Source organism: Bacillus cereus group sp. MYBK79-1 (assembly GCF_051915365.1).
Lineage (GTDB): Bacteria > Bacillota > Bacilli > Bacillales > Bacillaceae_G > Bacillus_A.
Genome location: NZ_JBQAEO010000001.1, coordinates 91,678 through 106,710, shown reverse-complemented (window position 1 = coordinate 106,710; position 15,033 = coordinate 91,678). Strand labels below are relative to the sequence as shown.

Below are 15,033 nucleotides of genomic sequence, written 5' to 3'. Positions count from 1 at the left end.
GTATTAATTTTGAAAAATTATCAGCGCCTATTATTAATTCAAAAATGATTATTTCATTCTATTAAATTTCGAACAGGTTTTCTCAATAAATTTAATCCATTCATCTTTGTAACTCTTTATAAATTTCGAATTGAGCTTTTGAACTATTAGCGAAATTTAACCAATCCTGTCTTACATTACTTATGTTTTCAGTTACCACAAGTTCAACAATATCTAGATGTGAAACATTCGTTGTTATCGGTTTATTTATACCATTAACTTTAGCACCTGACATATATTTAGCAATCTCAGGATTTAATGCGAAAGCAAAATCAATTACAGTAGAACCTTGCGGTAAGTTCACGGAATCTAACTTAGGAGTAAATGCTACAATGTTATCTTGGAATAGTTCATATGATACTAAATCATAAAATTCAATCACATCTTGAGTTACTAGATCATTTGTCTTAATAAAATGATCCATCAATTTATGAATTATATTTTGCATATCCTTATCAGTCATACTTTTTGTAAGTACATGAAATACTCCTTTATCTCGTATCTCCTGATTTATTTTTGTTTCAATACATATCACTATTTCATGGTTATTGATCACCACTTTAGTCTTTAAGTATCTGTTTAATACATCACTTTCAACTGCTATATTATCTTCAAATTGATATGGAATTGGTTGGTATAGTTGATGTATAACTCCCAATATTTTATAACAGTCTAAATTATTTGAGGCCGTGATAACTATTTTGGACACTGCTGTAATGTCTTGAATATCTTGGAGACGAGAATAAGCTGTATAAATAGGGCTTACTTCATAGTTAACTTCAAATATTAAAGATGGATTTAAAAAATTATTTATATCTTGCATGATATTTTGAGATAAACCCTCTAATAACTTAACATAATTTTGTAAAAGAATTTTCATTCCCTTATATTTAGAATGGTTAAGATAATAAAAACCTAAATCTTCTAACTCGTGTTGAATATGTGATAGCCCTAGTCTTTTACATATCGGAGCGAAAATTTTGAGTGTTTCATTTGCATAAGGAACTTGTTTCTTTACAGCTTTCACCTGTAAAGTTCTCATGTTATGTAGACGATCTATCACTTTTATAATAGCTACTCTTATATCTCCTTGCGTAGCTAACAATAATTTCTTTAAATTTGTTGCTTCATACTCTTCTTTATTACGGATTTGTTTTTTATCAATTTTAGTTAATCCTTCTACAATATCAGCCACTTTTTTACCGAATATATCACGTATATACTCAATTGTATAATCTGTATCCTCCACCACATCATGTAATAATGCTGCAACTAAAGTTATAATATCTGCCTTACAACCTAACAAAATTTCTGTAACTGCAAATGGATGAGTAATATACGGCTCACCTGAAACGCGAAATTGTCCTTCATGAGCTTTGTCGGAAACTAATATAGCTTTATGTAATTGTTCTAATTCTGCTTTATGTAGATATGAGGCCTTTTCTAATAATTCCTTTTTCATATTTTCACCTTCATAATGTTAATTTTCTACAAAAATTTTATTAACATTATAATTCGTTATTTGAAAGTGAATTACCTGTCTAAGTGATAAGAGAATATTTATTATCTCTTCATGAAAACTGGGCTTATATCCTTTACTAAACTACTAATGCAAGACATAAAAGAATTGAAATAGCAATCCCCTATACAAATAAGGTATAATCTACACATAGTGAATCTTTTATGTTATTAAGTATTAGGTTCACCTATTCAAAAATACATAAACTAGAAGGTGCAACAATGGTAAGTAGTTTTATTCACTCAGTATTAACATTTTTCGAAGGGTTAGGTTATTGGGGCATTATGCTTGGACTTATGATTGAGATTATTCCGAGCGAGATCGTCCTTGCTTATGCAGGTTATTTAGTATTCAATGGTAGTATCTCATTTGTAGGCGCAGTTATATTTGGTACAATTGGCGGTGTTATTGCCCAAATCTTTATTTATTGGCTTGGACGATACGGTGGACGCCCTTTATTAGAACGTTACGGAAAATATATTTTCATTCATAAAAAACATATAGATGCAGCTGAAGATTGGTTTAATCGGTACGGGACTGGTGTAATTTTCACTGCACGCTTTATTCCAGTAGTACGTCATGCGATTTCAATTCCTGCTGGTATTACAAAAATGCCATTACTACGCTTCACTACATTAACAGCACTTGCAATCATTCCTTGGTCTATCATTTTCATTTATTTAGGTGAAAAACTAGGTCAAAATTGGGAGAATATAAACGATATTGCGGGACCATATGTGAAGTCTTTCGCAATTGGCGGCGTCATACTTATCCTACTATACTTCATCCTTAAAAAATGGACAAAAAAACGTAAAAATCTTGCTTAAGATAATATAAAAACCGCTAAAATTCGTAATGAATGTATAGCGGTTTTTATATTAGACTTTATTATGTATTAAAAATTGGATTATTTCTTCTTTGTGCTTTAAGTCATGCTGAATGAGTGATGAAAAATAATGATTCAGCATGACTTTTTTAGTACCAATTTGAAAGTCATTATAAAAATTATCAGCAGGAATCCGCTCAATTTCGTCTACTAATTGTTTACGAGTATAGATAAACTGATTGATAAGCTTTTCTCTTGGAATACCTGATCTTGCATATATAATTGCACTCTTATTCATTTCCTCTACATCTGTTGGAAAATGGGGTACTGATTGAGTACTAACAAAATAAGGCATTCGATACTTCATTACAAAATCATCCCAAATAATAAAATGTGAAATCACATCTGCCATTCCCCACGAACTATTTTTAAATGATTGAAACCATATATCATCAGGTACTTCCTTCAACGTTTGACACCATTCTATTATATTTAACTTTTCTTCTAAAAATTTTTTTCTTCATTATGCATTCCTTTCTCGCACTTGTAATTCATTCATATTAATATCTTCTAGGAATTATATAAAAAGCCTCCATAATTATGTGGATAAGCAACAATTCACTCGTCCATTTCGTATAGTATCCAAAAAGGAGTGATTCCCCTATGCATTGGCAACAAAAAATACAATACTTAATTGGACGCCCTATCGGTATTTCCTTCATAAACGGGCAAGGAACTTCTGGTGTATTATGTTCAGCACATGATGGTCAATTATATGTGTATGAATACCTTTATCAAGCGCAGTTCGCAATGAAGCATTATGATTTTAGACAAATCCAAGATATACATGCCTTTCCGAATTGCCCACATCAAAATCCTCTATACTAAAAAAGGAACAGCTTATAGCCGTTCCTTTTTCTCCACACTTATTTCTCAGTATAAAAGTTTTGCACTGCTTCATCAAAATAAATCCAGCCTTTCCAGCCTAAATGAATTGTATCTTTTAAGAAATACTTATCATATTCATGGCCAGAGAAATCAACTACTGGGTATCCTGCTTTTTCAACTTGTTCCCGAACTTTTTTATAATACACTTCACGGCGCTCTTTAGGGAAACCAGCGTAATCATACCACGGTCCGTTTACAGGTACAGAAATAAAGAGTGGCTTTACATTTTTCTCTTTAAAAATATTTAAAACAATTTGTAAGTCATCATATTCAGGTGATTCTTCATATGATTCATTTGCTCTAAAGTTTTTTAAACCTTTTAATTTTTTCTTTAAATTATGTTTATAGTAATACGGATTTTCAATTCCGAATGTGTTTGTAGTAGATTCCGCTTTTCCTTCTTCCTCCGCATGTTTACGTGCATCTACCCAAGAAATCGAACGTAGTCCCACATTTGTTTTTTCTTTCATCGGTTCAATCCTAAATAAAGAGTTAAATAAATCTCTATGATCTAAAATATTTCGATGCATATAAGCAAGTGGTTTGACTAAACCTGCTTTTATGTTATGTTTCGTATCATTATACACAATACCTTCTAATGAATTTTTTAATATATCATCTTTTTGAACAACTTTATAGTCTAATAGTCGTTTCGCAATTTGCTTCTTCATTTCAACATTTATTTCATCATTAAAAATAAAATGATATGCTTGTTGTTTGGAGAAATTGTTCGTGAAATCCCCTTGTGATACACCAGTTTTAGTAAACCATTGTGGTGATAAAACAAAGACTACTTTTTTACCTTCTAACTCATCCATTGTAGACGTCATATTTAATATATGAGCTAAACTTTGTGTACCGCCAATCCCGATTAAATATGGCGTAAACCCTGAGGGATTTACTTTGAAGTAATTAGACGGATGATATGCATCCATTCGTAAAAATTCAGATGAACCATACATCGGTAAATACTGCGAATTCTCTAACATTTTTTGCTGTAAGAAAACGCTTTGTAGTTTTTCTTTTTGTAAAGAAGTCGCCGCATCTTCTACCTTCTTATCACTAATAAGTGATACTAAACTTTTCGATGGGATGAGTATGATAATGAAAAAAAGTACACATGCTAAAATTATGGGTCCAAAAGCATGCTTCATTTTCATCGTCTCTTCCTCTTTCTCTCGCTATTAAATTGTAACCCTTGTTTTTGACACGTCATTTTTTTCTCCTTTTTCTCTATACATGTTCCATTCTATTTATCTATTATATACATGTATGTATTTCTTTCCTTGTCCTATTAAGTCCCATAGAAATAGCACAAGAAAATGTTTCCATAGAAACACGTTAATTATACAAGATTCTACATAAATTTCACACTGGAATTTTAGCAATAATTTTATTTTTCAAAGATAAAAAAACATAAAAAAGTCTTTAAATTAATATTAAGAAATAAAATTATATAATCCTACATACGCATAACCCCGTTTTAAACTAGAACAGGGTTAAAAATAATAAAGTTTAATAGTTCAACAATTATCTCTTTTAATGAAGGTTAATCACCTACAATATACAAAATGTATACATCATTAAATCTATTACTATTCCATTTCTACTTGCTCCGTATAATATTCCATCGCTCGATTAAGCCATTTTTGTTCATCTTCTGTGAAGGGGGAAGGTATCATATTTTCAAACTCTTGAATATCCAGTTCTTCCACACTAGTATTAGCTAGCTTTTGTATCAAATCTTCACCGAGAAACGAAAAAGACGCTTCTAAATATTCCTTAATCATCTCTTGTACTTTCGAATCCTCTACTGGTTTACCATATAATTGTTTCACTTTTTTAGACAATTGAATAAACGTTTTATCTAAGTTAATTTTATCTTCTTCTGATTTCTTTGATAATTCTTCCATAATATCCGGTAATCTATGACGCTCCATCCATTCTTTATGCGTATGTTCTGTATTCATACCGTAAATAAGACTAAACAATACTTTACTATCTACTTCTCCTTCCTCCTTGACCAACTTAATTATTCTTTTAATTGCTTGCATTGAAAGCTCAATTTGTTCTTTTTCTCTCTCTAAAACTTGTAAATGGAGAGACAAACTGTCATTCAGTTCAACATTAAAGCTTGATTCATGTAACAAATTAGCGATTTTATCTAGATTATAGCCTAGAAATTTTAGACTTAGAATTTTTTGTACAGTTATAATATCTTGATACTTATAAATGCGGTGCCCTGAAAAAGGATTCTTTTCTGGTCGTAACAACCCGATTTCATCGTAGTAATGCAAAGTAGGAATTGGTATCCCCGTTTTTCCTGAAAATTCCCCTATAGAAAACTTTTTATCCTTTTCCATCAAAATCCCCCCAATAAAAGTATAAGTTCATTATAAAACCTCAAGTAACTAGAGGTTCAAGAGGTAATTCAAGAAAATCCAAAAATATTTAAGTGTATGTAATCAATATTTATTGCACTGTCTCTTTTCATTCCATAAGCCTCATTCTTGTTACTTAACAGAAGTTATAAAAAAACAGACTATCACACATGTGTAGTCTGTTTCCCCATACCTTTATTTTTGTACATCTGCCCATTTTAAACTTGTAGCTGGACCGAATTGATGTACATATAAATCTTTCACATATGGCTTTTGTAAGTACGATAATCCTCGCTGGAATACTGGTGCAATTACTGCGTCATCAAGTAACATTTTTTCAGCATCTTGCATTGCTTTCCAACGAGCTTTTTCATCATTACCTAATTCTGTTTTAATCTTCTTAATTAACGCATCATATTCTGGGTTTGCATATTCTGTATTGTTCACACTACTTCCAGAAAGGAATACTTCTAAGTAAGTCATTGGATCTGGATAATCCGGTAACCAGCGTGAAAGTGACATTTCATATTCTTTTTTCTTCTCTAATGCTAGTTTTTGCGTATGTGGTTGTAATTTTACATTTACCTTTAAGCCTGGTAAATTTTTCTCTAGCTGCTCTTTAATGTATTCTCCTACTTTTTTGAAGTTTTCTAAGTCATAGTTTAATAACTCAAGCGTTACTTCATTTGTACCTGTTTCTTGCTTCGCCTTTTCCCAATATTCTTTCGCCTGTTTTACATCAGTCTTATTAAACTCACCTGCCGTACTTCTAAAGTCTTTTTTATCTGGACCTTTTAAAAATCCTTTTGGTACGTAATAGTTTGCAGCAACCGAACCATCATTTAAAAATGAAGTCGCAAGTCCTTTCTTATCAAACACTGTACTTAGCGCAAGCCTTGCATTTTTATTTTTTAGAATCGGTACATTTTCATTGAATCGGAAGAAGTACATAACCGGATCTGTATATTGTTTAAGCTCTTTATTATTTTTATATTTATCTACAAATTCTGTTGAAATGACTGCTCTATCAACTTTATCTGTTTCATATAAATTTACCGCAGTTGAAATTTCTTTTACAATTTGATAGTTTATTTCATCTAGCTTCACTTCTTTTTTATCCCAATACTTATCGTTTTTCTTCATTGTAAAACTCGCTTCATGCTTCCACTCCGATAATGTAAACGGCCCATTATATACCGCTTTATTTGCTTCTAATCCGTATTTATCACCTTGTTCTTTTGCATATTTTTCGTTAATTGGATAGAAGGACGGTAAAATAAGTAGTTTCGTAAAATACGGTACTGGATGTTCTAACTCTACAACGAACGTTTTATCATCCTTCGCTTTTACTCCTAATTCCTCTAACCCTACTTGTTTCTTATTTATTTTCTCCGCATTTTTTACATCGTACGCAATGTATGCATATTGAGAAGCAGTATCTGGATTAATAAGCTGCTTCCAAGCGTATACGTAATCTTGTGCTGTTACTGGATCTCCGTTAGACCATTTCGCATCACGCAAGTGGAATGTATATGTTTTCCCGTCCTTACTCACTTCATATTTTTGTGCTCCAGCCTCAATCACTTCATCATTTTTCGATAAGCGGAATAGTCCTTCCATTACATTATTCAATACGTTAAACGATACCGCATCTGTTACTTTCCCTGAATGTAACGACGGAATTTCACCCGTTTCTAGTAACTGTAATACTTTCTTCTCATCTTTTGGCTTTGTCGTTGTTTTTTCTTTTGCGCAGCCAACTAAGAATGAAGAAACTAATAAAGTACTAACTAATGAGTAGCGAACAACTTTTTTCATTTGAAACCCCCCTCTATTTTTTAAGGTAAGTAACGACGAGCACCAGCGTATTCTTCTATATATCCTGGTGTATTTAGCGGTATAATCTCTACCGATCTTTCAGCTCTTGGCGAGTGAATCATATTTCCATCACCAATATACATCCCCACATGATGAACACTGCCTTTCCCCTGATCATGTGCAAAGAAGATTAAATCTCCTTTTTGTAAATGCTCTTTATCGATTGCAACTCCATTTCTCGATTGCGGACCGGAATCTCGCGGAATTGTAATACCGTGTGATTTATAAATCGTATGTGTAAATCCAGAGCAATCAAATCCGAAACCACTTGTACCAGCCCATATATACGGTAATCCTAAAAACATTTTCCCTGTGTTTATTAAATCATCGGCCGCCGGAGTTGGAATATCATTTTGAGAACGGTAAACCGTTCCATCATTTTTTCGTAGCCAAGCTTTCTGTCCGTTTGGTAACAACACGCGATATGAAATCGTATCTTCACTAAGTAGCGGCAGTCGCGTATTATAGCTCACTTCAAGTGATTTATGTTTTTCAGAAGGATTTATATATATAATGGCTGTCGGTTTCGTTACTAATACGAAAGGTTCATTTGTTTTATCTGCAAATTCTTGATTATATGTTAACTGTTTTTCAGGCATCCATCCTGGGTAGCCCTCTTCATTTCGAGGTGTTGGCTGACCATGGACTAACACTTTGACCCAGTCCCCTTTTTTATCCACAACTGTTACTTCTTGACCTAATAGCGCTTGTGTTTCTAATTTATTTGCATTTGTTAACCAAAGTTTCTCATCAAGCGTCATTGATTTCGTCCACTTCCACAAATCAACTGGATTTGTGGCACTCGGTGCATCAATTGGCCGTAATGAATTAGGCGTGGTCCAAAGTGTTGCGGCAGATACATCGATAAACGCTTTACTCTCTTTCTTCTCTTCAGCATTTGCTAATGTAAACGATGAAAATATAAATAAAGTTGTTAAAAATGCAGTTCCTACTTTTTTCATACATATCCCCCTTAAAAGATAGTTTACTAGTCTTTTCTCCTAATATTTACTATTCACTGTCGATTGAAGGTTTACCTTTGATCCAGAATAAGTCATTCCTTCTAGTTTTTCCATTAACCAAAGTGGTGCATCGAGATCGAAGTAATGAATATTAGGATGGGCAGCTGCTAAATGGGCTACAGCACTAACAGAAAGTGAAGATTCCATCATACTTCCGACCATACATTTTACACCAGCTGTTTCTGCGATATCGGCAATACGCCACGCTTCACGTATACCACCACATTTCATTAATTTAATATTAATTAAGTCTGCATATCCTCCTTGAACGATTTTCAATGCATCACTCGCTGAAAATATGCTTTCATCTGCCATAATGGGCGTTTGTACATGATCTTTGACGTACTTTAATCCATTCCAATCTTTCGCATGAACAGGCTGTTCAATAAATTCAATATTTAAATTGCGGTTTTCCATTTCTTTAATGATAGAAACTGCTTCTTTTGGAGTCCACCCTTGATTTGCGTCTAATCGTAACGTCGTATTTTTGGGTACGCTATTTCGAATCGCTTCAATACGTTCTAAGTCTAAAGGAGCAGCTTTCCCCACTTTAATTTTTAAAGTTTGAAATCCTTTTTCTACATGTTTCTTTGCCTCTTTCGCCATAATGATAGGCTCATCTACACTAACAGTAATATCTGTATGAATTTCTTTCTTCCCGCCTAATAATGCGTAAAGTGGAACGTTTTGATATTGACAATACACATCATATAAAGCGATATCTACCGCCGCTTTCGCACTTGGATTCCCAATACAACTCATTTGAATGTGCTGTAGTAACCTCTGAAATTGAATGATATCTTGACCAATTAAACAGGACCGCATCGGCCCTAAAATTGCCTCTTCAATCCCGTTAGCGAAATCACCTGTAATAACGGGTGTTGCAGCTGCAGCCCCCTTGCCAACAATTCCTTCATCAGTATGAATATATACATCTATACTTTCTATTTCAGTTACGGTACGAAGCGCTGTTTTAAACGGTGTGTGAAGATTAACACGTCTACGATTTACTTTTACATCAGTGATTTTCATATTGTTCATCCTTTCATGGTCTGACAAAGTGGAACCTTAATCCACAAAAATAAATTAGGTTTTTACGGGCAATTAATCACTTACTTTTCATGTAAGAAAGTTACTGCCCATAAATGTGAAATAAAAAAATCCAGCCATAAGAAGATTCTTATGGCTGGATTTTGTCTAGGAATAGGTAGACAAAGCAGCGATTTGATTATATTTTTTCTGTGCATCTTTTAATGCTACAAGTAGTGCTTTTTGAGACGAGCCGAAGTATCTTTTTTTTATTTCTGTTACTAATAATGGATCGTTAATATTTTTATGTAGAAACAAATATTTAACAAATTGTGATGTTAATTCAATTGTCGCTGAGCAATCTGCATCTACAATTTCCCCAGTCTCCTTAACAAGTACAAACGCTACAAAATAACTTTTAAACTTTTCAGTAATGGGATTATTTTGAGGTGCTTTCGCATCTCCTACGACATAAATTGTATTTGAAGCGTACACAGCTATCTTCCTTTCTAATACGGGATAACGGTTTTCTTAATAGTCGTATGAGTGATAAACTCAACCTTGATTAAAAAATGTATCCGCTTACCTTGTATTATAATACAATTGACAGAATTTTAACAACATTTATTTCGGTATATATTCCATTATGAAAACAGCTCAAACTCTTCATTTTTACAATATGTGATTGTTTCTTGTACCATGCCATTCATACATGAAAAAACAGTTAGCTATCACTAACTGTTCTACTACACTACTTCGGCAACACAAATATAGTTTCATTTGACTTAGAAAACTGATATTCTTTTCTCGCAAACTTCAAAATTTCTTCCTCATCATCTGTTAAATTTTCTATGTTAGTCTTTAAAGAAGCCTGATTTTTCTTTAAAGAAACCAATTGTTTTTGTTGATTCGTTATTGTATCTTTTTTTTCCAAGATTATTTCTTGTTGTTTCGTTAAAATAAATTGAACGTACAAAGTACCCGCCGCAATAAATATAAACATGAATATAAATCGCCTTAGTTTTTTCTTATTAATTGCTCGATTCTCATTAGACTGTGATAGTTGTTCTTGTATATTAGGAACATTTATTCGCTTGAGTTTCCTCATTATGAAATCCCCCTAACACATATATTTTCACTACCATCGGCATAATCTCTTACTAACTTTAATTCTATTCTTATAAAATAAGCTCCTTCACAAAAATATCTCACAAATTAACCAATTAAAGATAGCATTCGACGACATTTCCATATTTACATTGAATTTTTTTATGTATGCTGCCATAAAATAGTAGTTTCTGTTATTCTTTTTCTACTATTGTAGAAGAGTTTTTTTACATACGAAATTTCTCCTTGTAATAACATGCTTATAAGGAGAAAAAAGATAAATTGTCGTATATTCGCTAAAACTAAAATTACTGTTTCTGAACTAAATTTTTGAGCATAGATCACCTGTTAAGAAACTTTGCTAAATAAAAAAGCCCAAATTGGGCTTTTTTATTTTACAAATCAATATCATATTCCATACTTTTGGCTGTTTCCGCAGCAATCTCCACACCTAACAAATTTTTCACAATATGAAATGACATGTTAATACCAGCTGAAATACCTGCCGATGTAATAATGTGTCCTTCATCTACAAATTTCACATTCTCCATTACTTCTACATTCGGAAAATCTTTTTTGAAAGTTTGAATACTAGCCCAATGCGTTGTTGCTTTTAAATTTTCCAGTAAACCAGCTTTCGCAAGTAATAGCGCTCCAGTACAAACTGAAGTCATTAGCTTTACTTCTTTCATTTGCTGACGAACCCAATTTATTATAATATCATTTTTCATTTCACTTTCCCTAACACCTTTACCACCTGGAATGATTAAAATATCAACTGGTGGTAAATCTTCAATACTATAATCCGGCTGTACCTTTAATCCGTTTCTTGCTGTAATCATTTCTCCATTTTGGCTAACTGTATACACAGTAAATGGTTTTTCTTCATACGCTTCGGTTACAGAAAAAACTTCAAATGGCCCTGCGAAGTCTAAAACCTCTACCTCATTAAATAAAAATATGCCTACACTCCACTTATTTATCATACATTCACTTCCTGTTTTAAATGTTGTAAAAGGTGCTCGTATCCTTTTTCTAATGCAATATCATACGCTGTTTTTCCATCATTTTTCTTAATCATCTTACTAGCTCCATTTTCAAGGAGTAACATAACTATTTCTTCACTTCCTAATAATGCTGCTTCATGTAACCCTGTCCAACCTCCACTTTGTTTAACATTTACATCTGATCCTTTTTCAATTAAGAAAGCAACAAACTCACTTTGCTTATTCGCAATGGCAGCTTGCAAAGGTGTATTTTCACTTTTGTTTTTTGCTCTACTATGTATATCTGCTCCACTTTCTAAAAGAAAACTCGCTAACTCTTTTTGTCCAAAATAAGCCGCTAAATGAAGTAGAGTCCAGCCATCGTCACTAAATTCGTTAACAGCACTTGGATTCGTCTTTATAAACTCTACCACTTCTTCCTTATTACCACTTATAACAACTTGTACTATTGATTGTAAAATTCCCATAATAATCTCCCATCTTTCAAATATGTAAGCATACTCTTCTATATGTTCTATTGATTATTATATTTTCCTTTTCATACAACAGTTTACATAATAATATTATCGTTCTAATTTCTATCTTTTGTTTTAAAATATTAAAATTTTCTGTTAAAATAAAAATAATCATGTTTAATACGGAGGAGAAACTATGTTACAAGTAATGCCTTTAAATAGTGAAGACTATGATTTAATTACAGCTGCTGAAAAAGTAATCGAAAAAAACTATAGATATGGCCGTCATCATATCGGTTCAGCAGTAAGAACTACAACAGGTAATATTTATGCAGCAGTGCATGTTGAAGCGAACGTTGGAAGAATAACAGTGTGTGGTGAAGCTATGGCGATTGGAAAATCTATTTCAGAAAGCGATCATGAATTTGATACCATTGTAGCAGTTGCTCACCCACACCCTCATGAAGATATACAAAAATGTTGGGTTGTTGCTCCCTGCGGTATGTGTCGAGAATTAATAAGTGATTACGGAAAAAATACGAACGTTATACTTTCTTATAATGGTGAACTTGTAAAATGTAATGTGATGGAATTATTACCTGAAAAGTATACAAGCGAAGTAGAATAATCATTCATACTTTCAACATATCAAATAATATTATTCCAATAAAAAACAATCCATTTTTAAAACGGATTGTTTTTTTATTTCTTTTTTATGCAGTTTATTTTATTTTTCTATTTTTAATATTGATAGAATTATCATTAACTAAAATGAATCCCAAATAATTAAGCGCGCATCTCGGCGTATTTTTCATTTGAAAATAAAAATAGGTTTTCGCCTTCCGTTTGAAAAATATCAGTATAAATTCTCTAAAATCAGCAGTCTTATCATACCAATCTATAACAATTCTGTCTTCTTCCCTTACCTGTTTCCTTTAACACATATGATTTTAAAACAAGCGCCGTTAATGAATCTGTTAATGTTTTATATGATAAATTAGATAATGCTAATAGATCGTTCGTATATAACATTCTATGCTTTTCTAATAATAGTAGTACTAATCTTTCAGACGGTTTTAATGCCTCATCACTTTCTAGTATAAAGTCTATATTTTTCATTTCTCTAATTATTACTCCTTATATAAAAAAATAATTAAACAACTAATTTAATATAAAAATAATACACAACAAAATTTAAAATGTATTAAAATAACATCGTTTTAAAACACTATTATACTATAACATAGAAAAAGCATTTCCCGAAATAGGAAGTGCTTTTTTAAATTGCTTATATGTTTCATCCAAACTTACATTATATTTCGAATTCTTATCCATACAATTTCCTGATCATCCCGATATATTTGTAATAAATCAAGTACTTCTAAAATGATATAAACAAATAAAAAACGGTTAGTTCTACATGCTCTAAACATGAATGACTAACCGTTTTCCAGCTTCTTCTCAAATACATGTTCTACCTTAAATATTTCTTGCAATATGAGGCTTACTGTAATGACTTGTTCCACCACCGCCTACTACTACTTTACCGCCTTTTTCAAAAATTAATAATTTACTTGAACCATCTGCAAGAAGTACTATTACTTCAGCATTGTTACTTGTTGCTACATAAATTACATACCCACTTTTTGATATACAGGTTTCCCAATTCGCATCAAATTCTGATCTTAATACCCGATTTGAATACACTTGATTTTCAATTCTATCTTGTGCTTTGTTCTCCAAATTTATCCCCCTACTTCTCTAAAATATCATTTATAGAAAAATAACAGTTCTATTTAAATAAATGACTGCCTTTAATATAAATAGTATATGTATTTAGTAGAAGAATGCTTGGACAATGAAAACGTAATAACATGTAAGTAATATACAATTGAAATAAGGCAATCGATACTATATCGATTGCCTTATTTTCATAAATAGTTCTTTATTTTTCGTTTCGCATAGCTTCAAAAGTAAACATTTGATTTGCATTTGACGGTTCTTTTTCATAAACATAGTCAGCAGAGCAAGTAATATTAGAAAAACCTATACTTTCTAACAGAAGTTTAAACTCTTCTATTCCATACCAGCGCAGCGCGAAGCGTTGCAGTTCTGTTTGTACTAACTGCCCTTTACTCCATTTTTCATATTTTAAATATGATAGAGTAACTTGGTTCATCCAATCTATTTCAATTGATTTATTTTCTAATGTAATTCCGTCACCGCTCGGCAAAGAAAAAGTCGATGTATGAATCTCACCAGTCTTCCAGTCATGTGGAAGCATAATATCTACGATTAACCGACCACCTCGTTCAAGTTGTTCATAAAAACATTTCAATGCGTTTATAGAATCTGTACGATTTTCAATTAAACAAAAAGATCCAGTAGGAATGATAATTGCCTCATATTTATGTGGCAGTGAAAATTGTTGTACGCTTCCTTCATATAAATTAGGATGTAATCCTCTCTCTTTACATCGTATACGGCAAGAATCTAGCATTTCAGGTGAATAATCTATCCCATCTACTGTAAAACCAGCTTCAAGAAGTGGGATGATGACGCGCCCTGATCCTACTGCCGCTTCGAGAATTCTTCCTCTACAATTTTTTAAACGTTCTTGGTAATACTCAATATCACCATTTAAAGAATAACCGACAGGCTTAGTGAAATCATAAAGTTCCGTGCAAAGTGTACTATAAAAACTAAACATTTATTTACTCCTCCGTTTTTTACGTACGGAAGATTTTCTTTCAATTAATCTTCCTGTACCTTTATTTTTAATGAAAATTCGAAAGAGCTGACTGTCATAATATATCACTCGC

17 protein-coding genes are annotated in these 15,033 nt (G+C 32.2%); 3 read left to right on the top strand and 14 right to left on the bottom strand.

All coding sequences use genetic code 11. From position 1 onward, the window contains the following. Nucleotides 1–100: 100 nt before the first annotated feature. On the bottom strand, nt 101–1,501 hold the full coding sequence (locus ACTFOB_RS00600; RefSeq protein ID WP_440023892.1) for an HD domain-containing protein: 1,401 nt from the start codon (nt 1,499–1,501) through the stop codon (nt 101–103). A 278-nt stretch (nt 1,502–1,779) separates the two neighbouring features. On the opposite strand from ACTFOB_RS00600, the gene ACTFOB_RS00595 reads away from it, so the two are divergent. Then, nucleotides 1,780–2,385 (top strand): DedA family protein, encoded by a 606-nt coding sequence (locus ACTFOB_RS00595; RefSeq protein WP_440023891.1) that lies wholly within the window; start codon nt 1,780–1,782, stop codon nt 2,383–2,385. Between the two features lie 51 nt (nt 2,386–2,436). Here the strand turns inward: ACTFOB_RS00595 and ACTFOB_RS00590 are convergent, their stop codons facing one another. After that, nucleotides 2,437–2,853 carry a hypothetical protein gene (locus ACTFOB_RS00590; protein ID WP_440023890.1) on the bottom strand — a complete coding sequence of 139 codons (417 nt, stop codon included), beginning with the start codon at nt 2,851–2,853 and terminating at the stop codon, nt 2,437–2,439. Nucleotides 2,854–3,047: 194 nt separating this feature from the next. Here ACTFOB_RS00590 and ACTFOB_RS00585 point away from each other — a divergent pair, with 194 nt between their 5' ends. After that, nucleotides 3,048–3,272 carry a hypothetical protein gene (locus tag ACTFOB_RS00585; protein WP_000558703.1) on the top strand — a complete coding sequence of 75 codons (225 nt, stop codon included), beginning with the start codon at nt 3,048–3,050 and terminating at the stop codon, nt 3,270–3,272. A gap of 38 nt (nt 3,273–3,310) precedes the next feature. Here ACTFOB_RS00585 and dltD read toward each other — a convergent pair whose 3' ends face one another. The 9 genes from dltD to ACTFOB_RS00540 form a co-directional block, all read right to left on the bottom strand. Further along, the gene (dltD, locus tag ACTFOB_RS00580) at nt 3,311–4,492 is read right to left on the bottom strand and encodes a D-alanyl-lipoteichoic acid biosynthesis protein DltD (RefSeq protein ID WP_440023889.1); all 1,182 of its coding nucleotides are present in this window, start codon (nt 4,490–4,492) and stop codon (nt 3,311–3,313) included. Between the two features lie 435 nt (nt 4,493–4,927). After that, a complete protein-coding gene (locus ACTFOB_RS00575) occupies nt 4,928–5,695 on the bottom strand; it encodes a MerR family transcriptional regulator (protein ID WP_440023887.1) in 768 nt (255 codons plus the stop codon). A 213-nt stretch (nt 5,696–5,908) separates the two neighbouring features. Beyond that, nucleotides 5,909–7,531, bottom strand: a complete 1,623-nt coding sequence (locus tag ACTFOB_RS00570) for a peptide ABC transporter substrate-binding protein (protein ID WP_440023886.1) — start codon at nt 7,529–7,531, stop codon at nt 5,909–5,911. Between the two features lie 20 nt (nt 7,532–7,551). After that, a complete protein-coding gene (locus ACTFOB_RS00565; protein ID WP_440023884.1) occupies nt 7,552–8,553 on the bottom strand; it encodes a C40 family peptidase in 1,002 nt (333 codons plus the stop codon). 39 nt (nt 8,554–8,592) lie between these two features. After that, nucleotides 8,593–9,654: a dipeptide epimerase gene (locus tag ACTFOB_RS00560; protein ID WP_440023882.1), complete on the bottom strand. Its 1,062-nt coding sequence runs from the start codon at nt 9,652–9,654 to the stop codon at nt 8,593–8,595. A 156-nt stretch (nt 9,655–9,810) separates the two neighbouring features. Further along, entirely contained in the window at nt 9,811–10,137 is a 327-nt protein-coding gene (locus ACTFOB_RS00555; protein ID WP_151635271.1) for a DUF3870 domain-containing protein, read from the bottom strand. A 256-nt stretch (nt 10,138–10,393) separates the two neighbouring features. Beyond that, nucleotides 10,394–10,750 carry an FtsB family cell division protein gene (locus tag ACTFOB_RS00550; RefSeq protein ID WP_151635269.1) on the bottom strand — a complete coding sequence of 119 codons (357 nt, stop codon included), beginning with the start codon at nt 10,748–10,750 and terminating at the stop codon, nt 10,394–10,396. A 394-nt stretch (nt 10,751–11,144) separates the two neighbouring features. After that, a complete protein-coding gene (locus ACTFOB_RS00545) occupies nt 11,145–11,735 on the bottom strand; it encodes a DJ-1/PfpI family protein (protein ID WP_440023881.1) in 591 nt (196 codons plus the stop codon). Beyond that, nucleotides 11,732–12,223: an ankyrin repeat domain-containing protein gene (locus ACTFOB_RS00540; protein WP_440023880.1), complete on the bottom strand. Its 492-nt coding sequence runs from the start codon at nt 12,221–12,223 to the stop codon at nt 11,732–11,734. The genes ACTFOB_RS00545 and ACTFOB_RS00540 overlap by 4 nt, the downstream gene beginning before the upstream one ends. A 184-nt stretch (nt 12,224–12,407) precedes the next feature. Here ACTFOB_RS00540 and ACTFOB_RS00535 point away from each other — a divergent pair, with 184 nt between their 5' ends. Next, nucleotides 12,408–12,839 (top strand): cytidine deaminase, encoded by a 432-nt coding sequence (locus tag ACTFOB_RS00535; RefSeq protein ID WP_440023879.1) that lies wholly within the window; start codon nt 12,408–12,410, stop codon nt 12,837–12,839. 260 nt (nt 12,840–13,099) lie between these two features. On the opposite strand, the gene ACTFOB_RS00530 is transcribed toward ACTFOB_RS00535, so the two are convergent. The 3 genes from ACTFOB_RS00530 to ACTFOB_RS00520 all read right to left on the bottom strand — a co-directional run bounded on the left by ACTFOB_RS00530 (nt 13,100) and on the right by ACTFOB_RS00520 (nt 14,921). Further along, a complete protein-coding gene (locus ACTFOB_RS00530) occupies nt 13,100–13,330 on the bottom strand; it encodes a hypothetical protein (protein WP_000789031.1) in 231 nt (76 codons plus the stop codon). Nucleotides 13,331–13,690: 360 nt separating this feature from the next. Beyond that, nucleotides 13,691–13,954: a hypothetical protein gene (locus ACTFOB_RS00525; RefSeq protein ID WP_440023877.1), complete on the bottom strand. Its 264-nt coding sequence runs from the start codon at nt 13,952–13,954 to the stop codon at nt 13,691–13,693. Between the two features lie 202 nt (nt 13,955–14,156). Continuing rightward, complete coding sequence (locus tag ACTFOB_RS00520; RefSeq protein WP_440023876.1) at nt 14,157–14,921, bottom strand: class I SAM-dependent methyltransferase; 765 nt, start codon at nt 14,919–14,921, stop codon at nt 14,157–14,159. Between the last annotated feature and the right edge of the window lie 112 nt (nt 14,922–15,033).